The sequence below is a fragment of the Ornithinimicrobium flavum genome (genome assembly GCF_004526345.1).
Lineage (GTDB): Bacteria > Actinomycetota > Actinomycetes > Actinomycetales > Dermatophilaceae > Ornithinicoccus > Ornithinicoccus flavus.
In genome coordinates this window covers 940,854-959,702 of sequence record NZ_CP038213.1, presented here as the reverse complement: position 1 = coordinate 959,702, position 18,849 = coordinate 940,854, and the positions used below count along the sequence as shown (strand labels likewise).

The following is an 18,849-nucleotide window of genomic DNA, read 5'->3' as shown; positions in this document are numbered from 1 at the left end:
ATACCTCCGGTCCCGGCCGCCCTCCGGGCCTCAGCCCGTGTTGCGCAGCCCGGCGGCGACCCCGTTGACGGTGACCAGGAGCGCTCGCCGCAGCTCGGCGACCCGCGCCTCCTCGTCGGTCCCCCGGCCCGGCCGCGTGCCGGCGGCCACCTCCGCCTGGTGGTCCTCGCGCAGCCGCCGCAGCAGCTCCACCTGGAGGTAGCTGATCGGGTCCAGGTAGGTGTCGCGGACCGCCAGGGTGCGCTTGAGCACGGGCTGGTCGTCCAGCAGGTCGTCCTCACCGGTGAGCCGCTTGAGCTCCTCGACGGTCAGCTCGAACTCCTCGCGGATGACGTCGAAGAGGTGGCGCAGCTCCTCCGGCACCAGCGTGTCGACGTAGTAGGCCGCCACCCCCAGGTCGGTCTTGGCCACCGTCATCTCCACGTTGGAGACCACGGAGCGGAAGAAGTGCCAGTGCTCCAGCATCTCGGTGAGGGTGTCCTCGTGGCCGGCCTCCCGGGCCGCCCGCAGACCCGACCCGACGCCGAACCACCCCGGCACGATCTGTCGCGTCTGGGTCCAGCCGAAGACCCACGGGATCGCCCGCAGGCCGTCCAGGCCCTTCCCGGTGTCCGGCCGCTTGCTGGGGCGGGAGCCGATGTTCAGCTCGCCCAGCTGGTCCACGGGCGTGGCCGCCACGAAGTACGCGGGCAGGTCGGGGTCGTCGATCAGCCGACGGTAGGCGGCGTAGGCGGCGTCGCTCGCGCAGTCCATCACCACGCCGAACCGGACCCGCTCCTCGGCGGTGGTGCGGGGGTCCCGGTGCAGCGCACCGGCCCGCAGGACGGCGGCCAGGGACAGCTCGAGGTTCTCCGACGCGAGCGCCGGCAGGGAGTACTTGTCGGAGATGACCTCCCCCTGCTCGGTGAACTTGATCTCCCCCTCCAGGACGCCGTTGGGCTGGGCCAGGATGGCGTCGTAGGTCGGTCCGCCACCGCGGCCGACCGAGCCGCCCCGCCCGTGGAACAGCCGCAGGCGCACCCCGTGCCGGTGGGCGACGTCGCGCAGCGCCCGCTGGGCCCGGTGGATGGCCCACTGGCTGGTGAGGACCCCCGCCTGCTTGTTGGAGTCGGAGTAGCCGAGCATCACCTCCTGCAGGTCGCCGCGCAGCCGCACCACCTCCCGGTAGGCGGGCACCGACAGGAGCTCGTCGACGAGCTCGGCGGCCCCGCGGAGCTCGTCGATCGTCTCCAGCAGGGGGGCGAACCCGATCCGGGCGAAGGCCCCCTCCCCGCTCGCGTCGCCGTGCAGGTCGATGAGGCCGGCCTCGCGCGCCAGGACGGCGGCGGCCAGGACGTCGTCGACCCCCTGCGTCATCGAGATGATGTAGGTCTCCACGACCTCCTCCCCGTAGGAGGCGATCGCGTGCCGGATCTCGTCGAAGACCCGCAGCACCGTGCCGCGGTGCGCCGACCTGGTCAGCAGGGGTCTGCGGGACCCGAGCTCCTCACCCAGCAGGCGGACGCGCGCCGCCCGGTCGAGGACGGCATACCCCTGCGGTCCGGTGACGCCGGTGGCGTCCAGGACCGGCGCGAGAGCCTCGTGGTGCCGCTCGGAGTGCTCCCGCACGTCCAGGGTGGCCAGGTGCAGACCGGACCCGGCGAGGGTCTGGACGGCCTGTGCGACGCGCCCGTCGGCCACGAGGCCGCCACCGTGGGTGCGCAGCGAGCTCTGGACGAGCAGCAGGTCCTCGAGGATCTCCCGGCCGCTGCGGTAGTCCCGGCCCGGCTCGTGGGGGGTCCCCGCATCCACCCGGCGCCGGGTGTTGAGCAGCTTGGCCCGGACGCAGGTCAGCTTGAGCCGGTAGGGCTCCTGGGCGTTGAGCTCCAGCACCCGCTGGTCCAGCCCCGGCAGCCGGGCCAGGTCCTGGCGCACCGACTCCTCCAGCTCCACGGTCACCGGGACGACCACGGTGGAGGAGGACAGCTGCGAGATGAGGACGTCGACCAGGGTCAGGGCCACCCCGATCGCGTGCCGTGCCTGCAGGCGCAGCACCTCCCGGGTGACCTCCGGGGTGACGTAGGGGTTGCCGTCCCGGTCCCCGCCGATCCAGGACCCGAACCGCAGCGGGGGCCGCGTGGGGTCGATGGCGACGCCGTGCTCCGCCAGCAGGTCGGCCAGCTCACCCAGCAGCCCGGGGACCGTGGTGGTGAGGACCTCGTCCAGGTAGTACATGGCGTTGCGGGCCTCGTCCATCGGCGTGGGCCGGCTCTGCCGCAGCTCGTCGGTCTGCCAGAGCAGATCCACCAGCTCGGCGAGGTCGCGATCCTGCCGACGGCGGGCCAGGGTGTCGGGCTCGGTCGGGGTGGCGAGGAGGTCGGACAGGTGGCGCAGCTTGGTCAGCACGCTGCGCCGGGAGGCCTCGGTGGGGTGGGCGGTGAAGACCGGTCGCACGTCGAGCTCGGCGACGCTCCGGGCGAGCAGCTCCGGACCCCCGGCGGCCACCACGTCCCGCACCGCCGAGACCAGCCATCCGTCGGCCTCCGGGCGCGCGGCATGGGTGCGCACACGGTGCACCTGCTCGGCGGCGTTGGCCAGGTGGAAGTACTCCGCGAAGGCCCGCACGAGCTGGGTGGCCCGGTCCAGGGGCAGCGCGGCCAGGACCCGGCGCACCTCCTCGACGGCGCCCTCGTCACCCTGCTCGCTGGCCTTCGTGGTCAGTCGGACCTGCTCCACGGCGTCGAGCAGGTCCTGCCCGTGGTGCCGCACCAGCGACTGGCCCAGCAGCGTCGAGACCCTCCGCACGTCGGCCCTCAGCTCCGGGCTGATGGGGTCGGGCGTGGGGTCGACGGGTGGGGCGTGCTCCGGCTGCGTCACGCACCCGACCCTACCGAGCCGCGGCGTGACCCCCGAAAACCCTCACGCGACGGCCACGGCGGTCCTGGTCCGACGCAGGGGGCAGGACCGGACGGCGAGCCAGCACACGACGGCCGCGACGCCGACCAGACCCACCAGCGCACCCACGGCCCACAGCGGCACCGAGAGTTCCTGGACGAGGACGAGGACGGCCATGACCAGGACGAAGACGCCGAAGCCCTTGCGCAGCACCTGCTCGGGGATGACCCCCGCCAGCCTGGCACCGACGAAGGATCCGGCCACGGCGGCTGCGGTCACCCCCAGCACGAGGGGCCAGTCGAGCTGGACGGTGGTGAGGTAGCCGGCGAGGCCGGCGAACGACTTCATGGCGATGACCAGCAGCGAGGTGCCGACCGCCACGGACATGGACAGACCGCCGAGGAGCACGAGCGCCGGGACCACGAGGAACCCCCCGCCGGCGCCGACGATGCCGGTCACCAGGCCGACGACGAGACCCTCGAGCACGACCTTGAGGACCGGCAGCTCGTGGGTCGCCGGGGCGGCGGCCTGGCCGCGACGGCCGCGGACCATCGCCGCGGCCGTCGCGAGCATCATGAGGGCGAAGGCGATCATGAGGACCGTGCCGGGGATGAAGCCGCCCAGCAGCCCCCCGACGAAGGCGCCCGCCATGCCGGCGGCCCCGAAGATGAGACCGGTCCGCCACCGGACCCGCCCGTTGCGGGCGTGCGAGACCACGCTCACGGCGGAGGTCACCCCGACGACGAAGAGCGAGGCGGCGATCGCCTCCTTGGCCTCCAGCCCGGCGACGTAGGCCAGGATGGGGACGGTCAGGATCGACCCGCCCCCGCCCAGGAGACCCAGGGAGACCCCGACCAGGACGGACAGCAGCAGCGTGATGACGAGGGTGGCGGTCACGATTCTCCTTCTCGCCCGGGGGCGTCAGCCCGCCTGCGGCAGCCGGTCCAGGGTCACGGAGGCCTCGGGGTCCTGCGCACCCTGGTTCCAGGGCATCCTGGCCAGGGCCGCGCCCATGGCGCAGGTGTTCGTCGCCGCGGAGAAGGCCAGGCCGGCCCCGACGGCCCCCGCCACGAGACGCAGCCTGGGCGAGACGAGCTCACCGGCGAGCAGGCCGGTGGTGACGAGGGTGCCGGCCACCATGCGGACCTGCCGGTCCATCGCCCACCGCTGCTCGCCGCGCACGACGTCACCGCCGGCCGCGGCATAGGCGGGGGCGCCGCCGTCCAGGACGACGGCCGAGTCCATGCCTACCTCGTGCAGGCGCAGGCGGGCCTGCTCGGCGCGGACGCCGGAGTGGCAGACCAGCACGACCCGGCGCCCGACCCGCTGGGCCACCTCCTCCGTGTGCTCGGCCAGCAGCTGCAGCGGGACGTTGTAGGAGCCCCGGATGTGCAGGGACTCGAACTCGGCGGCCGAACGGACGTCGAGGATGATGACGTCATCGTGGCGGTCGAGCCAGGCCTTGAGGGTGTCGGCGTCGATGATGGTGCTGATGTCGGTGGTGGTGCTCACGAAGATCCTTCCGTGGGTCCCGGTCGTGCCGGGGTCGGGGCGGAGGAGGGGCAAGGTCAGCCGGCGACGGCGGCCCGCCGGGACTGGTCCTCGAGCCAGGCCGCGTAGCTGCCCTTGAGCTCGACGACGTCGAACCCGGCACGGCGCAGCGCCGAGGCGGCCACGCTGTTGCGCAGGCCGGACTGGCAGAAGGTCACGATCGTGCCCTCGCGCGGAAGGCGGTCCTGGTGCCAGAGCACCTTGCCGGCGGAGAGCTGCTCGGCCCCCGGGATGGTGCCGGCGGTGTGCTCGGTGCGGTTGCGGACGTCGAGCAGCAGGGCGCGCTCCACGGAGTCGAGGCCGGCCGGGCTGACGGTCGCCGGCTTCTCCAGCGGGAGCCCGTCGAAGGAGGTGACGTAGCCGCTGACGTCGTCGATGCCGACGCGCACCAGGTGGTCCCAGATCTGCTGGGCGGCCTCCTGGTCGGGGGCCAGCAGGACGAGCGGGCGGGAGTCCTGCTCAGGGTCGTAGGCCCAGCCGCCGTACGTGGCGGCCTTGTCCGGGTCAGGGACGGACAGCGCACCGGGCACGGTGCCGGCGTGGACCTCGGCCACGGGGCGGGTGTCGACCAGGGTGATCCGGTCGGCCTCGAGGTCGGCGCGGACCGCCTCGGCGCCCAGCTCGGCGAGCGGGGCCCGCTCGCCCATGACGGCCGGGCCCAGCTTGTTCTGCCGCTTCATCCGGGCGAAGTAGGCGTGGGCGTCGGGCTGCCCGTCGAGCAGCTCGTCGAGAAAGCCCTGCTCGTCGTCGGCCGCCAGGTAGGGGGCCCACCAGGCGTAGAGGCGCTCGTAACCGACGGTCGTGGACGGGAGGGCGCCCAGCGCCTTGCCGCAGGCCGAGCCGGCACCGTGCGCCGGGTAGACCTGGACATGGTCGGCGAGCGTCAGGAAGGACTCCTTCAGCGAGCGGAAGAGCTGCTTGGCGCCGGCGAAGCGGGTGTCGACACCGCCCGCGGCCTCGTCGAGCAGGTCGGGACGACCGAGGTCGCCGGAGAAGACGAGGTCGCCGGACAGCAGGTAGCCGGGCTGGTCGGTGAAGGCACCGTCGGTGACGAGGAAGACCAGGTGCTCCGGCGTGTGACCGGGGGTGTGCAGGGCCTGGACGGTGATGTTGCCGAGGGTGATGGTGTCGCCGTGGTGCAGGCGGGTGCCCTCGAAGGCGTACTGCCAGTCCTTCCCGCCCTCGCCGGAGACGTAGATCTGGGCCCCGGTGGCCGCGGCCAGCTCACGGGTGCCGGACAGGTAGTCGGCGTGGATGTGGGTCTCGGTGACGGCGACGATCGTCATCCCGTTCGCGGCGGCGAGGTCGAGGTAGGGCTGGATGTCGCGGCGGGCGTCGACGACGATCGCCTCGCCCCTGGCCTGGCAGCCGATGACGTAGCTCGCCTGGGCCAGGTCTTGGTCGTAGATGCGCTCGAGCAGCATGGGGGTCCCTCCGGAGTCGGGTGCGGTTCGTGATGAGACTATACCCCCAGGGGTATGCCGAACAGACTCCCGCTCCCGGTCGGTCGGGGCTACCGACCCTCGCGGATGGCCTCCCAGATGGCCCTGGCGGCCGGGGCCGCCACGTCCGCGCCGAGGCCGGCCTGCTCCACCAGGACCACTACCACGTGCTCCGGGTCGGTCGTAGGTCCGTAGGACGCGAACCACGACGTGGCCCAGTCCGCGCCGAAGACCTCCGCCGAGCCGGTCTTGCCCGCCAGCGGGAGGTCCTCGTGCGGCCACCCGGCGAAGGCGCCGGCCGCGGTGCCCTCGGTCATCACCTCCGCGAGCCCCTCCCGGACCAGGTCGAGCGTGGTGTCGTCGAGGGCGACCCTGCCCTGGTCGACCGGCTGGACCTCCTCGACCACGGTGCCGTCCGGGCGCTCCAGGGCCGCGCCGACCCGTGGCGCCCACAGCCGGCCGCCGTTGGCGATCGCCGCATACACCGTCGCGACCTGGAGGGGGGTCGTCGCGACGTCGCCCTGGCCGATCGAGAAATTGACGGCGTCCCCGGGACGCCACTGCCAGCCGTCGACGCAGTTCTCCCGCGCGAGCTGCTCCAGGAACTCCCGGCGCTCCTCGTCCTCCACCTCCGGGTAGCCCGTCCCGGCCCGCTCGCAGGAGGCCTCCCTCGTCGCCTCCCAGTAGTCCCGCTTCCACGCCCGCGAGGGGAGGTGGCCCGCCACCTCGGCCGGCAGGTCGACCCCGGTGGGACGCCCCAGCCCGAAACCCCGGGCGACGGCGAGGAAGCGGTCCCCGTCGTCGCTGGCCTGCCCGACGCCACCCTGGTCCCGCCACGCGTCGTAGGCCCACCGGTAGAACGAGGTGTCGCAGGAGACGGCCAGGATGCCGGGCAGGTCCAGCTCGCCGTGCTCCTCCGACTCGTAGTTCGTGAACCGCTGGCCGGCGATGCTCACGGCGCCGGGGCACGGGTACTCCCCCTCCGGGTCGATGCCGGTCTGCAGGGCGGCCGGGAGGGTGACGACCTTGAAGGTGGAGGCGGGCGGGAAGGTCTGCGCCACCAGACGGCTGACCAGGGGCTGTCCCCGCTCCGGGTCCAGCAGCCGGTCGTACTCCCGCTGCCCGACCCCGCTGGTCCAGATCCCCGGGTCGTAGGTGGGGAAGCTGGTCGCGGCCACCACCGCGCCGTCGTCCGGACGGAGCACGACGGCGGCACCGCTGGGTGCCGGGGCCCCCGCCCGGCGCGCGGCCCGGACCGCGTCCAGCAGCGCCTGCTCGGTAGCGGCCTGGATCCCGACGTCCAGGGAGGTGCGCAGGTCCGCCCCCGGCTGCGGGTCGGTGCTCCCCCGCCGGCCGGTGACCAGACCCCGGGGGTCCACGGTCACCGTGGTGGCACCCGGACTCCCTCGCAGGGCCTCGTCGTAGACCGCCTCGAGCCCGGCGCGCCCCAGCAGGTCCTGGGGGCCGACCCCGCCCCCCGGTCGGTCCACCTCCTCCTGGGTGGGTCGCCCGAGGTACCCCAGGACGTGCGCCAGGTTCACCCCCTGCGGGGCGGGGTAGTCGCGGACGGGCACCGTCCGCACCCCCACCCCGGGGAAGTCCTCCGGCCGCTCCAGCACGGCGAGGGCGCGGACGGGGTCCACGCCGAAGGCGACCGGCACCGGCTCGTAGGGGGACCCGGAGAAGCAGGCGGGCGCCGGGGGCGCGTCCGCGGTGCCGCAGAGCCGGGTCCGCCCGAACAGGTCATCGGCGCTCACGCCCAGCACCTCGGCGACCCCGGCCAGCAGGCCGCGCACCTGCTCGGGCTCCTCCAGCAGCAGCTCCGGGTCGACGGTCACCACCGAGGTGGGTGCGTTGACCACGAGCGGGGTGCCGTCGGCGGCCAGGATGCGGCCCCGCAGGGCCGGGGTGTGCACCGTCCTGGTGCTCACCTCGGCCGCCTGCGCGGCCAGCTCCTCGTGCTGCGACAGCTGGAGCTGGCCCAGCCGTCCGGCGAGGACGACACCGAGGAGCAGGACGACCACGACGACACCCCACAGGGGCCGGGTGGAGAGCTGGCGCCGCACCCGCGGCGGCGTCAGCCCCGGCCTCGGCACCCGGACGGGGGGCCGACGGTCGGGACGGCGCGGGCCGGTCACGCCCTGCCCCGGTCGGCCAGCCGCCGCTCGGTGGCCATGAGCACCGGCAGGACCACGACCGCGACCAGCATCGTCATACCCCACGACCACAGCAGGTCGGTCGGGAGCGCGCGGCCGACACCGGCGGCTGAGGCCACCCACCGGACGCCGAGGACGGCGGCGGCTGCGGCACCCGTGAGCAGCCAAGGCAGGACGGGCGAGGCCGCGGACACCCTCCGGGCCAGACCGAGGGCCAGCCCGACGGCCGCGTAGGTGAGGGCGGTGCCGCCCAGCGGTGCGGCGCCCGGCGGGACGAGGTCGAGGAGCCAGCCGCCGGCCAGGCCCACCAGCAGCCCGGTGCTCGGCCGGTGCAGCAGGGCACCCGCCGCCACCACGAGCAGGACGAGTCGGGGCGGGCCAGGCCGGACGGCCAGGCGCTCGGGAGCACCACGGCCACGACCAGCAGCAGCGCCCGCAGCAGGACCCCCGGGAGCAGGCTCACGGCTCCCCCGGTCGATCCGGACGACGGCGACGAGGTCGAGGGTGTCGGTGTCCACGTGCGGGGTGACGACGGCGGTGCGCCCCAGCTGCCCACGGTCGGGGTCGACGCCGGTGACGGTGCCCAGGGGACGCGGGCGACGTAGGGCCGGTCGTCGGGGCTGCCGAGGGTGGTCACCTCGTCGCCGACCGAGATCTCGGTGTCCCCAGGGCGGTGAGGGTCAGCTCGCCGTGGCCGCGGGCGGGAAGGCCCGGCCGGGGGACGGCCTCGACGCTGCCCAGGGCACCGTCCGGCCCGAAGCGCACGCCGACGACCACACCGGCGTCGCCCAGCAGCACCACGTCCGCGGTGCGTGGCGCGACCCGGAGCACACGGCCGACCAGGCCGTCGACGGAGATGACGGTCGCGTCCTGCCGCACGCCGTCCTCCGAGCCCAGGTCGATCGTGACGGTGCGACCGGCGACCGGGGAGGTGCTCGGGGCGAAGGACACCACGCGCGCCGGGACGAGCTCGTGGTCGCCCCACGTCGTGGACCGGTCGAGCGAGGCGAGCTGCTCGGCCCGGCGCAGCTGCTCCTCGAGCCGTGCCACCTCGGCGGCGAGCGCGTTGCGCTCCTGCGTCAGCCGGGTCAGCTCGCCGTCGTCCCAGCCGGCCAGGACGGCCTGGGCCGGGCCGGCCACCGTCGCGACCCCCTCCCGCAGCGGGGCCGCCAGGCCGGGGCGGGCCAGGTCCACGACCAGGGCGGCGCCGGTGAGGAAGGTCAGGACCGCGGCGAGGACCGGCATACCCCGGCCCCGGCGCGTCCCGCGTGCCGGACGTGTCCTCACCCCCGGGGGCTCCCGGCCAGCAGGCGGCGCAGGGCCGTCATGTCGTCGACGCACGCGCCCGCACCGCGGATCACGGCGTGCCGCGGGTCGTCGGCCAGCCGGACCGGGACGCCCAGCTCGTGCCGGAGCCGCTCGGTCCAGCCCCGCAGCAGGGCCCCGCCCCCGGTGAGGACGATCCCGGCGTCCAGCAGGTCCCCTGACAGCTCGGGCGGGCACACGTCCAGGACCGAGCGGACGACCTCGACGACCTGGGCGGTGACCGGCTCGATCATCCGGCGCACCTCGGCGCTGCCCAGCTCGACCGTGCGCGGCAGCCCCGTGGCGAGGTCCCGCCCGCGGACCCCGGGCGGTGAGCTCCTCGGCCAGCGGCCAGACCGACCCGACCGAGGTCTTGATGTGCTCGGCCGAGCGTTCCCCGAGGAGCAGGTCGTGGGCCTGGCGCACCCCCGCCACCACGGCCTCGTCCACCTCGTCGCCCCCCACCCGCAGGCTGCGGGCGTTGACGACCCCGCCGAGGGAGATGACGGCGACGTCGGTCGTGCCGCCCCCCATGTCGACGACCATGCTCGCCGCCGCGGACTCGACCGGCAGGCCGGCGCCGATCGCCGCGGCCATCGCCTCCTCCAGCACGTAGACCCGCCGCGCGCCGCAGCGCAGGGCGGCGTCCTCCAGGGCCCGCCGCTCGACCGCGGTGACGCCGCTGGGGACGGCCACGACCGCACGGGGGCGGACCAGCCGGCTGGGCCGGACCCGCTGGATGAAGTGCCTCAGCAGCTGCTCGGTGACCTCGGCGTCGGTGATCACCCCGTCGGTGAGGGGACGCAGGGTGAGCATGTGCTCGGGGGTGCGCCCCAGCATCTCCAGGGCGTCCCCGCCGGCGGCGACCAGCCGGCCGGTCCCGGTGTCCACGGCCACCAGCGTCGGCTCGTCCAGCAGGACGCCACGGCCGCGGACGTGGACCTGGGTCGAGGCCGTGCCCAGGTCGATCGCCAGGTCCCGTCCGAGCAGCCCGGGGACCCTCGCTCCCCCGGCCGCGACCGTCGCCTCCCGCCTCCCCCTGCGCGGGTCGTCGACAGCGGTGGCGGAACTCACCCCGGCATCGTAGTCAGCGACTCCACGACCGGGACGCGGCTGTGCTTGAGCCGCAGGCTCGTGCAGGTCAGGGCCGCGGCGGGGCGCAGGTGCTCGCTGACCTCGGCGAGCCAGCGCTCACCGTGCGACCCCGTGAGGCTGACCTGCCAGCGGGCCACCGGGTCGCCGGAGGTGCCGAGCTCGTCGGCGCGGGCGCTCACCTCCCGCTCGTCCAGGACGGTGCCCGGGACCGGCACCACCTGCAGGTCCCCGAGGCTCGCCCATCCTGCGCCGGTCCGCGACTGAACAGCCACCACGGCGGCCTGGGCGGGTCGGGAGAGCCCGATCTGGCCCCTGAGGTATGCCGTCTCCGGGCGTCCCTGGTGGTGCCGCTCCACGACCTCGACCGCGCGGTCGGGGTCCAGCCCCCCGTAGGTGGCCCCCTCCGGAGCGACGATGAGGTTGGCCGCGAACCGGTCGCCGCCGGTGTGCGAGCACTCCCAGGTCTCCTCCGGCCACCGGGCCGCCAGCGCCGCGGAGACGGGTCTGCCGCGCACCGCGCAGCACACGTCCTTCTTGCCGTGCGTGCAGACGAGCAGGACCGGGTCGTCGTGCCCGGGCGGGGTGCTGGAGGTCCCGGGGTCCGGGGAGGAGGTCGCCTCCTCGCCCATGGCGGCGAGCTCCTCCAGGCGGTCCAGGGCCGACAGGAGCTCGACCGGGTAGGCCCAGGTGCCCCAGGTCACCCGGTGCCCGGCCGGGGCGTAGGGGTCCACCACGCACCAGGAGCGCATGAGGCACACGCCGGAGGTCTGCCGACCAGGACGCCGGATGAGCAGGACGCGAGCCCGGGCCTGCCCGGCACGTCGGGTGATCTCCTCGCGCAGCGCCTCCTCGACCGGGAGGGAGGAGATGGCGTCCGGCCGCCACCCGCCGTCCTGCTCCACGAGCAGGAGCCGGCGCTGGGGCGGCGCGGTGCCGACCATCGGGTCCTCCCGCTCGCGGGCGGCGTCGCTGCAGCGCACGTCCTCAGCCATGTCCCCCAGTGTCACCCACGCCGTCGGCCGCCCGGCTCCCGGGCATCGCAAGGCCCCGGCGCAGCAGGGTCCGGGCCAGCTCCAGCCCCGCCTGCTCGTCCAGCCCGGCGGCGGCGGTCAGGTCGGTGACACGGGCGGATCCCTCCCGCAGCAGCAGCTCGACGGCGGGACGTGCGGCGGACGGCAGGGAGAACCGACCGGCGCGCGAGGAGACGACGACGGTGCCGTCCGGTGCCGGGAGGAGGTCGGCCATCAGGTGCGGGCGCAGCCGCACGGTGGTGTCAGTGCCCAGGGCGTCGGCGGCGGCCAGCTGGGCGAGCGGGGGCACGGGTGCCGGGCGCTGCGCCGCGCGCTCGCGGCCCCTGAGCTCGCGGACGACCTCCTCCGCCGGGAGCTCCCGGATGACCCGGAGCAGAGCCTCCCGGGCCAGCTCGACGTCGTCGGCCGCACCGGCCGGGTCCGTCAGGTCGACGCCCAGCGGCAGGCTCTCGCGCACCGCGTCGTGCCCGCTCAGGGCGGTCCCGGCGCGGCGGAGCAGCGACTCGGCCAGGTGGTGGCGCGTCCAGGCGTGGACGCCGATCGTCAGGTGCGTGCTCACCCCGCCCAGGGCGCGGGCGGCGTGGATCCAGCCGCGGGGCAGGTAGAGGCAGTCGCCCGGCCGCAGCGTCGTCTCCAGGTAGGCCTCCTCCCCGGCCCGGCGGGCCACCTCGTCCTGCCGGTCACCCCACGGCTGGTCCCGCAGCGGGTGCGGGAGGACGGGTTCGCGCAGCGACCACCGCTTCTCGCCGTGCACCTGCAGGACGAAGACGTCGTGCACGTCGTAGTGGTCGGAGAAGCCCTGGTTCTGCGGCGGCGTGACGTAGCCGTTCACCTGGACCGGGTGCCCGAGGTCGGCCGACAGCGCGGCGCTGAACTCCCGCACCGGCCCCCAGGTGCGGTGCAGGCCCTGGAGCACGATGGTGGCCCCGTCGGCGAAGAGCTGCAGCAGCTTGTCGTCGCTCACCTGGTCGGCGATGGCGGCACCGATGCCGCCACCGGAGGTGAAGGCCCGGTCGGGCAACGTCGCCCCGTCCCTGGCGACCCGCAGGAAGGGCGTCCGCAGGCCTCGGTCCGAGACGAGCTCGTCGACCGCGTCGAGGGAGAAGAGGTCCTCGAAGCGGTCACCTCCCCGGTCCGCCGCCGAGGACAGGTGGAGGGTCCGACCCCAGATCTGGGTGGCGAAGGTCTCGGGCGAGGTCGGCCCGAGCAGACGACGAAGGGCCGGTCGCCCGGCCCTCCGCAGGTGGTCGCGGTCGGTCACCGGCCGCCGTCCACCTCACCGCCGTCCTCGGGCGGGTTCACCCCGTCCCCGTCGAGCTCGTCGAAGGCGGAGTCCATGGACTCCGACCCCATGTCCGCGCTGCGGGCGTCCTCCAGGTCCTCGGTCCGCTCCATGTCGGTGGTCCGCTCGGTCTCCTCCTGGGAGGGCTGCCGACCGTTGTCGTCGCTGATGCTCATCGTCGTCTCCAGGTCAGAGGGGGTTCGCGCCGCCGTCGGCGCCACCGTCACCGGTCGGGTCCGCACCGCCGTCCGCGCCACCGTCACCGGTCGGGTCCGCGCCACCGTCCGCGCCACCGTCCGCGCCACCGTCACCGGTCGGGTCCGCACCGCCGTCCGCACCGCCATCAGCGCCCCCGTCACCGGTCGGGTCCGCACCGCCGTCCGCACCGCCGTCAGCGCCACCGTCACCGGATGGGTCGGTGCCGCTCTCGGACGCGTCCCCCATGTCCTCGAAGGCCTGGCCGAGCGTGTCCTCGCTCAGGTGGCTGTCCCGGAAACCCTCCTCCGCACCGGCGCCTCCGGCGGTCCGGCCGTCGTTGCCTCCGGCTGCAGCGAACTGGTCGCCCAGATCTCCCTCATCCTGGCCCGTGGGGGTGGTCTCGTCGCTCATGCTGTGCCCTCCTGGTCGGTTCAGCCTCCACGCCGCGAGGCGCGGCGTGGCCTGGCTCACACTCTGACGCGGCTCAGGTGCCCCCGCAACCGGTGGCGCTCCCCCGGCGTCGCCACGGCGACCCCCACGCCACGAAGGACCCCGCCAGGGGGAGGTCGCAGGCCTCGACGGCAGCGGCCAGGGCCTCGTCCACGGGCAGACCGGAGCTGAGGTGGGCGTGGTAGCGGGGCATGAGGTCGGCCGCCGTCTCGTCGGGCACCCGGCAGACGGAGGCGACGACCGACGCCGCCCCCAGGCTCAGCAGCCCGCTGGCCAGACCCAGAGCCGCTCCTCCCCTGCTCCGGGATCGACCGGCCTCGCAGGCGGACACGACGACGTGGGAGGCACCGTGCCGGAGCTGCTCGAGATCGGCGAGGGACACCGGGCCGTCGGCGAGCCACAGCGAGGAGAACATCGGGCTGTCGGACCGGTGGCTGCCGTGGGCGGCCACGTGCACCACGTCGTGACCGGCCAGTGCCTCGCCGAGCTCGGCCGCCGTGGCGTGCGGGATCCCGTGACCACCCGCCCCAGGGGCGCCGGGCGGAGCGGCGCCGGCGGCTCCGTCCCACGCCGAGCTCACGGCCGCGACCTCGCCTCCCCCAGGGGCAGTCCCGGACCGGTGAGGACCCGGACCCGGGGACCGGCCACCGTGGTCTCCCCCCTGCCCCAGGACGTCAGGCTGGGCGCGATGGTGGTGGGCCTCCCCCGTCGGCTGGGCGCCATCCCCCACGGCAGGGCCGACAAGGTGGGGGTCGGGACCACGAGGAGCCTGCCCTCGAGCTGCAGGGGCCCCAGGAGCAGGTCGTCCAGCCGGGCGAGCGAGCCGGACAGGGCCGACTCCACGGCCCCGCGCAGCGGACCGTCGGCGACCCGGGCCCGCGCCTCCAGGTCGGCGGTCAGGCGCCGCGCGACCTCCGCGACCTCGGCGCTGTCACCCAGGTCGACCCATCTCGACCCGCCCCGTCCACGGCCACCGCGCCGACCCGGCCCCTCGACTCGGAGTAGGCGACGAGCGCGCAGTCCTGCTCCCGCAGCCGTTCCCTCAGCCCAGCACCCTGCCGCGTGACCGGCCCCTGGCGACCGGGCACGGCGTCGGACCGCGCGGCCCACGAGGCTTCGGCGACCTCCCGCTCGAGGAGGCTCACCGGCCCGGCGAGTGCCGCCGCCCGACCGGGGTCCTCGCTTGCCTGCTGACGGAGCTGCCGCAGCTCGGCCACCTTGCGCGCCAGCCCGGGCTCGGAGGGGGCGCGCAGCGTCGGCGTCCGGCTGGCGACCTCCCGCCACCGCTCCACGGCGACCAGACGGTCCAGGGCCCGGCCACCGGCCACCTCGAGGTCGAGGTCGGCGAGCTCCTGGGTGTGGACGAGCAGCGCGGCGCGCAGGTCCAGGCTGGCGCTCTGGCCGAGGGCTTCCTCCACGTCCTCCAGAGCCGCACGCAGGTGTCGTCTCGCCACCCCTGCCCGGCCCTCGCGGTGGGCTGCCGCGATGCGGACGGTCCGGACCCGCAGCCGGGTGGTGAGAGAGACCAGCCGGCTCGTGCGTCCCGTCGCGCCCAGCGTCGCGACCGCCTCGACGGGGCGGCCGAGGGCGACCAGGGCCTCGGCGGCGACGACCCTCGCGACGTCCGCCGCGACCACGTCCCCCGCCCGGTCGAAGTGCGCGGCCAGGCCGAGCGCTCCCGTCACGACCTGCGCGAGACCGGTGCCGGTCCGCCGTCGGGCGCTGATGAGGACGAGCTCCGCCTGGCGGCGCAGACCGGGCGCGAGGCGACGGCCCAGCGAGTCCCGGGCCTGGCGGGACAGGGACACCGCAGCCTCCGGGCGTCCCAGCATCAGCTGGCAGGTCGCGAGGTCGATGAGCGCCTGGCCGGTGACCAGGCGTTGCCCGTCCCGCTCGCCCTCCGCCGCGGCCCGGGCGAGCAGCTGCGCGGCCTCGTCCACCAGCCCTGCCTCCATGAGCACCCTGGCGCGACCGTGCCAGGCCACGGCACGGGAGACGTCCGCCGGGATCCGGTCCGCCTCCCGCATGAGGGTGAGGGCCCGGCTGAGGTCGCCGGCCACGTAGGCCGCAAGACCGAGGTTGTGGCGCGCCATGAACTCGTGCTGCTGGAGGCCATGGCCGGCAGCCAGATCGGCAGCCTGCCGGAAGGCCACGGCCGCCCGGGCCGGATCGGGTTGCTCGAGGTGCAGCAGGCCCTGCAGACCGAGGTTCGTCGCGCGCTCCCGCGGCCCGAGCTCGTGGGCCGTCGAGGAGGCGGCCCGGAGCTCGGCCAGGGCGGCTGCCGGGTCACCCGCCCGTCCGTGGATCATGGCCAACTGGGAGCGGCACAGCGCCTGCAACGCACCCGCTCCCCGCATCCCCACGGGACGGCCCCGGGCGATCTCCAGCGCCTGCCCGGCCACGTCCAGGGCCGCGCCCGGCCCCCGTCGCTCGACCAGGGAGGTGCTCAGGGACAGCAGGAGACGGGCCTTCACCTCCTCGACGTCGGCCGGGCCACCGGCGACCGCGTCCAGGGCGCCGGCGGCCGCCGCCCCGTCGCGCTCCACCTGGGCCAGGGCCCGCCTCAGCAGGCGCTCACCCTCCCCCGGGCGACCGGCGGCGTTGGCCTGCCGGCCCCGGTCGAAGAGCTCGCTCACCCGGTGGCTGCTGCTCATCCGCTCCTCAGAGCACGAAGGTGGGGGTCAGCACCGGTCGCTCCTGGCCCCGACGCACCAGCAGCCGGGCAGCGCCGCGGGGGACCGCGTCGAGCACGAAGCGCCCGTCGGGGTCGGCGAGCGTGCGGGTCGTCGCCCCGTCCGGGCCGGTCAGCTCGACCTCGGCACCGCCACCGGTCAGCCAGCCGTCGATGCGGGCGCGACCCGGCCCCGCGTCGGACACCGTCAGCATGATGCTCATCGACTCGGCGCTGAAGGTCACGGTGACGGCCTCCTCCGCGTCCTCCACCGCGGCGCGGGTCAGCAGGCCGGCCGTCGACGTCAGCTCGGCGACCTCGGCGTGCAGGGCCTGCACGGTCAGCGCGAAGGTGTGCGCTCGACCAGCCCGGCGGGGCACGGGTCGACCCGCGCCTGGATCTCCCGCAGCTCACGCAGGATCGCCGCGTCGGTGGCGTCGAAGGGCTGCATACCTGGGATCGTCGTCATGCCTGGGCCCACCTCGGGTCGTCGGAGAGGCTGCGCCTCAGCTTGTCCAGGCACCGGCCGCGGGTCGGGCCGATGCTGCCGCGGGGCATCCCCAGCGCCGCCGAGACCTGGTCGTAGTCGGGTCGGTCCACGAAGGCCACGATGCGCAGCAGCTGCTGGCACCGCTCGTTCAGGTCCTTCACGGCCGACCACAGCAGCTGCTGCTGCTCGGTGAGGATCGCCGAGGCCTCCGGCCCGGGCTCGGCACTGAGGTGCTCGGACGCGGCATTCTCCACGGGGACGTCCCGCCGCGTGGAGCGGGCCACCCGCCACGCCTCACGCTTGGTCGCCACGACCAGCCAGCCGAGCACCGCACCGGGGTCGCGGATGCTGGTGGCCCGGTCCACCAGGCGCAGGAACACCTCCTGGACCACGTCCTGCGCGGCGTGCGGGTCGCAGCCGTGGGCCCGGGCGACGCGCCACAGCAGGGGGCTCACCAGGGTGACCAGCTCCCCCAGCCGATGGGCGTCCCCGTCCCGGTAGGCGGCGAAGCAACGACCTGCGAGGTGGCCCGTCGACAGCTGCTCCGGCTCTACCTCCGCTCCCGCCCCGTCCCGCCTCACGAGGACCATCCGATCTCCCGGTCGAGGGCGTCCCAGGCGCGCTTCACCGCGGACGCCGGGTCGGGCGACTGGTCCTTCACCCGCGCCACGTGGGCGGCGAGCTGGCCGGCGAGCAGCGGGGCGGCGAAGCTGGTGCCGCTCCATACCGCGAACCCGCCGGCGTGGTCGTCGGCGTCGAGGGTCGCGCGTCGATGACCCTCGGGGACCTCGGTCGCCCACCCGGCCTGGGCCGCGGCCTGGAAGGTGGTGGGCAGGGTGCTGACGACGTTCACCCCGAGGCGGTGGGTCGTGACCCACGACCCGGCGTTGCTGAAGAGGGCGACCGTGCGGCCGTCCGGGTTGAGGGCGCCCACGGAGACCAGGGGCGGCGGGCCGGTGGCAGGACGCCCCGCCCCTCCGGCCGCCCAGCCCGCGCGGGTAGAGCGGCCACCGGGTCGCCTCGTTGCCGGCGGCGGCGACGACCAGCACGCCGCGCCGGGCGAAGAGGTCCATCAGGGAGCGCACCGGGTGCTCCTCGACCGTCCCGTCCTGGTGGTAAAAACCCATCGACACGGAGAGCACGTCCACGACGTCGTCCTGACGGCCCTCGTCCTGGGCCCGGGCATGGCTGACCCACAGCGCCGTGAGGGTGCGGTGGACGTCGTGCTCGGAGGCAGCCCCGCCGGAGTCCATCACCGGCAGCGCGAGGATCCGGGCGGACGGGGCGGCCTGCCGGACCACCCCCGCGATGAAGGTGCCGTGCCCGGACAGCGCGTCCAGCGCCCCGGTGAGGTCGTGGCGCACACCCGTCCCCTCGGGGTCCGGGTCGAGACCGCCCTCGGGGCCGACCGGCATCCCGTCGAGGTCGGTGGTCACCCGCACCCCGGGGTGACCCTCGAACCAGGGGTGCGCCCCGATCCCGGTGTCCGGGACCGCCACGACGGGCGCGCGGGCAGGCTTCGGCGCGTCGCGGGAGGGGTCGGGAAGGCTCACGCCCAGGGGTGTCCGCCCGGGCACCGGGTCGTCCGCACCGGAGGTCCGGTGGTGGCCGCCCCAGTAGCCGCCGCCACCTCCGTGCCCGCCCCAGTAACCACCGCCACCTCCGTGGCCGCCCCAGTAGCCGCCCCCGCCCTGCACCTCTCCGCCGGCTGCCAGGACGAGGTGCTCCAGGTCGGCGGCCAGCGGGCCGCGGCCGTCGGCCCGCGCCAGGGTCAGCAGCTCCCAGGGGTCCAGGCCCGTGGTGCTTCCGTCCCGCGGTGCAGCCAGCAGCACCCGGGTCTGGTAGGCGCCCTGCAGCTCCTCCAGGTAGGCCTCCCCGACCCGACGGAACCACGCCAGATGACCGTCCTCAGCCGGGTCCACCACCAGCCGGACCGCACGTCCCGCGCGGTCGGCCGCCTCCTGGATGCGCTCGACGACGGCATCGACCTCGGGCCCCGGCAGGCCCCGCACGAGCAGGCTCGTCGTCAGGTATGCCGTGGGCCCGGGTCCCCGGCGCGTCGGGTCCGAACCCTTGCGCGTGGGGTCGGGGGGCGCGGTGACCGGGTCGAGGAGCCGTGCGGCATACCGCCGCAGCACGTCCGGGGGGACGTGCAGCACCGGCATCTGGTCCGACTCGGCCATGGTCACTCCTCGCCCCGCACCGCCGTCTGGTCGGCAGCCTAGTGGGTTCCGTTCCTCCGTGGGAGGGGATCAGGGCAGGGACAGATACCTCGGCCGGGGATGTATCTGCCGGACGTCTGCG

At 75.3% G+C, this 18,849-nt stretch carries 19 protein-coding genes and 1 pseudogene; 1 reads left to right on the top strand and 19 read right to left on the bottom strand.

The features are described 5' to 3' along the window. Positions 1–30 precede the first annotated feature (30 nt). From ppc to E3Z34_RS04470, 6 genes are all read right to left on the bottom strand, one after another. Positions 31–2,856: a phosphoenolpyruvate carboxylase gene (ppc, locus tag E3Z34_RS04495; RefSeq protein WP_134772635.1), complete on the bottom strand. Its 2,826-nt coding sequence runs from the start codon at positions 2,854–2,856 to the stop codon at positions 31–33. A 42-nt stretch (positions 2,857–2,898) separates the two neighbouring features. Next, positions 2,899–3,771: a sulfite exporter TauE/SafE family protein gene (locus E3Z34_RS04490; RefSeq protein WP_134772634.1), complete on the bottom strand. Its 873-nt coding sequence runs from the start codon at positions 3,769–3,771 to the stop codon at positions 2,899–2,901. A gap of 24 nt (positions 3,772–3,795) precedes the next feature. Continuing rightward, positions 3,796–4,386, bottom strand: a complete 591-nt coding sequence (locus E3Z34_RS04485; protein WP_134772633.1) for a rhodanese-like domain-containing protein — start codon at positions 4,384–4,386, stop codon at positions 3,796–3,798. A 56-nt stretch (positions 4,387–4,442) separates the two neighbouring features. After that, on the bottom strand, positions 4,443–5,849 hold the full coding sequence (locus E3Z34_RS04480) for an MBL fold metallo-hydrolase (protein WP_134772632.1): 1,407 nt from the start codon (positions 5,847–5,849) through the stop codon (positions 4,443–4,445). An 89-nt stretch (positions 5,850–5,938) separates the two neighbouring features. Continuing rightward, on the bottom strand, positions 5,939–8,005 hold the full coding sequence (gene mrdA / locus E3Z34_RS04475) for a penicillin-binding protein 2 (protein ID WP_134772631.1): 2,067 nt from the start codon (positions 8,003–8,005) through the stop codon (positions 5,939–5,941). Then, positions 8,002–8,376 (bottom strand): hypothetical protein, encoded by a 375-nt coding sequence (locus E3Z34_RS04470; RefSeq protein WP_134772630.1) that lies wholly within the window; start codon positions 8,374–8,376, stop codon positions 8,002–8,004. Before E3Z34_RS04470 ends, mrdA begins: the two co-directional genes overlap by 4 nt. Here E3Z34_RS04470 and E3Z34_RS04465 point away from each other — a divergent pair. After that, on the top strand, positions 8,353–8,628 hold the full coding sequence (locus E3Z34_RS04465) for a hypothetical protein (RefSeq protein WP_134772629.1): 276 nt from the start codon (positions 8,353–8,355) through the stop codon (positions 8,626–8,628). The two genes, E3Z34_RS04470 and E3Z34_RS04465, sit on opposite strands and share 24 nt — an antisense overlap. A 28-nt stretch (positions 8,629–8,656) precedes the next feature. Here E3Z34_RS04465 and mreC read toward each other — a convergent pair whose 3' ends face one another. The 13 genes and pseudogenes from mreC to E3Z34_RS04415 all read right to left on the bottom strand — a co-directional run bounded on the left by mreC (position 8,657) and on the right by E3Z34_RS04415 (position 18,728). Beyond that, positions 8,657–9,268 (bottom strand): rod shape-determining protein MreC, encoded by a 612-nt coding sequence (mreC, locus tag E3Z34_RS04460; protein ID WP_238695449.1) that lies wholly within the window; start codon positions 9,266–9,268, stop codon positions 8,657–8,659. A 38-nt stretch (positions 9,269–9,306) separates the two neighbouring features. Further along, positions 9,307–9,591 (bottom strand): rod shape-determining protein, encoded by a 285-nt coding sequence (locus E3Z34_RS20085; protein ID WP_420818984.1) that lies wholly within the window; start codon positions 9,589–9,591, stop codon positions 9,307–9,309. A gap of 133 nt (positions 9,592–9,724) precedes the next feature. Further along, positions 9,725–10,402 (bottom strand): annotated as a pseudogene (locus E3Z34_RS20080) (rod shape-determining protein); the annotation flags it as partial. Continuing rightward, positions 10,399–11,415, bottom strand: coding sequence for a sucrase ferredoxin (locus E3Z34_RS04450; RefSeq protein ID WP_134772627.1), 1,017 nt, complete (start codon positions 11,413–11,415; stop codon positions 10,399–10,401). The gene E3Z34_RS04450 and the pseudogene E3Z34_RS20080, both read right to left, overlap by 4 nt. Beyond that, positions 11,408–12,715, bottom strand: a complete 1,308-nt coding sequence (locus E3Z34_RS04445) for a cupin domain-containing protein (RefSeq protein WP_134772626.1) — start codon at positions 12,713–12,715, stop codon at positions 11,408–11,410. The genes E3Z34_RS04450 and E3Z34_RS04445 overlap by 8 nt, the downstream gene beginning before the upstream one ends. Continuing rightward, positions 12,712–12,912, bottom strand: a complete 201-nt coding sequence (locus tag E3Z34_RS04440; protein WP_134772625.1) for a hypothetical protein — start codon at positions 12,910–12,912, stop codon at positions 12,712–12,714. The genes E3Z34_RS04445 and E3Z34_RS04440 overlap by 4 nt, the downstream gene beginning before the upstream one ends. A 13-nt stretch (positions 12,913–12,925) precedes the next feature. After that, positions 12,926–13,345, bottom strand: a complete 420-nt coding sequence (locus E3Z34_RS17950; RefSeq protein WP_194092436.1) for a BatC protein — start codon at positions 13,343–13,345, stop codon at positions 12,926–12,928. Between the two features lie 73 nt (positions 13,346–13,418). Beyond that, entirely contained in the window at positions 13,419–13,964 is a 546-nt protein-coding gene (locus E3Z34_RS04430; protein WP_158288599.1) for a CHAT domain-containing protein, read from the bottom strand. Then, positions 13,961–14,227: a hypothetical protein gene (locus tag E3Z34_RS17600; protein WP_158288598.1), complete on the bottom strand. Its 267-nt coding sequence runs from the start codon at positions 14,225–14,227 to the stop codon at positions 13,961–13,963. The genes E3Z34_RS04430 and E3Z34_RS17600 overlap by 4 nt, the downstream gene beginning before the upstream one ends. Positions 14,228–14,280: 53 nt before the next feature. Beyond that, a complete protein-coding gene (locus E3Z34_RS04425; protein ID WP_134772623.1) occupies positions 14,281–16,038 on the bottom strand; it encodes a tetratricopeptide repeat protein in 1,758 nt (585 codons plus the stop codon). A 7-nt stretch (positions 16,039–16,045) separates the two neighbouring features. Further along, entirely contained in the window at positions 16,046–16,393 is a 348-nt protein-coding gene (locus tag E3Z34_RS04420; protein ID WP_134772622.1) for a hypothetical protein, read from the bottom strand. A 2-nt stretch (positions 16,394–16,395) separates the two neighbouring features. Beyond that, complete coding sequence (locus E3Z34_RS19380; protein WP_275106675.1) at positions 16,396–16,524, bottom strand: hypothetical protein; 129 nt, start codon at positions 16,522–16,524, stop codon at positions 16,396–16,398. Next, complete coding sequence (locus tag E3Z34_RS04415; protein WP_134772621.1) at positions 16,521–18,728, bottom strand: sigma-70 family RNA polymerase sigma factor; 2,208 nt, start codon at positions 18,726–18,728, stop codon at positions 16,521–16,523. The genes E3Z34_RS19380 and E3Z34_RS04415 overlap by 4 nt, the downstream gene beginning before the upstream one ends. Positions 18,729–18,849: the final 121 nt, after the last annotated feature.

What these genes read in the sequence shown, in the direction of transcription:
- E3Z34_RS19380 (WP_275106675.1), bottom strand. Translation starts at nt 16,524, where the DNA reads ATGACGACGATCCCAGGTATGCAGCCCTTCGACGCCACCGACGCGGCG.
- E3Z34_RS04480 (WP_134772632.1), bottom strand. Translation starts at nt 5,849, where the DNA reads ATGCTGCTCGAGCGCATCTACGACCAAGACCTGGCCCAGGCGAGCTAC.
- E3Z34_RS04425 (WP_134772623.1), bottom strand. Translation starts at nt 16,038, where the DNA reads ATGAGCAGCAGCCACCGGGTGAGCGAGCTCTTCGACCGGGGCCGGCAG.
- E3Z34_RS04415 (WP_134772621.1), bottom strand. Translation starts at nt 18,728, where the DNA reads ATGGCCGAGTCGGACCAGATGCCGGTGCTGCACGTCCCCCCGGACGTG.
- E3Z34_RS04440 (WP_134772625.1), bottom strand. Translation starts at nt 12,912, where the DNA reads ATGAGCATCAGCGACGACAACGGTCGGCAGCCCTCCCAGGAGGAGACC.
- E3Z34_RS17950 (WP_194092436.1), bottom strand. Translation starts at nt 13,345, where the DNA reads ATGAGCGACGAGACCACCCCCACGGGCCAGGATGAGGGAGATCTGGGC.
- E3Z34_RS04450 (WP_134772627.1), bottom strand. Translation starts at nt 11,415, where the DNA reads ATGGCTGAGGACGTGCGCTGCAGCGACGCCGCCCGCGAGCGGGAGGAC.
- mreC (WP_238695449.1), bottom strand. Translation starts at nt 9,268, where the DNA reads ATGCCGGTCCTCGCCGCGGTCCTGACCTTCCTCACCGGCGCCGCCCTG.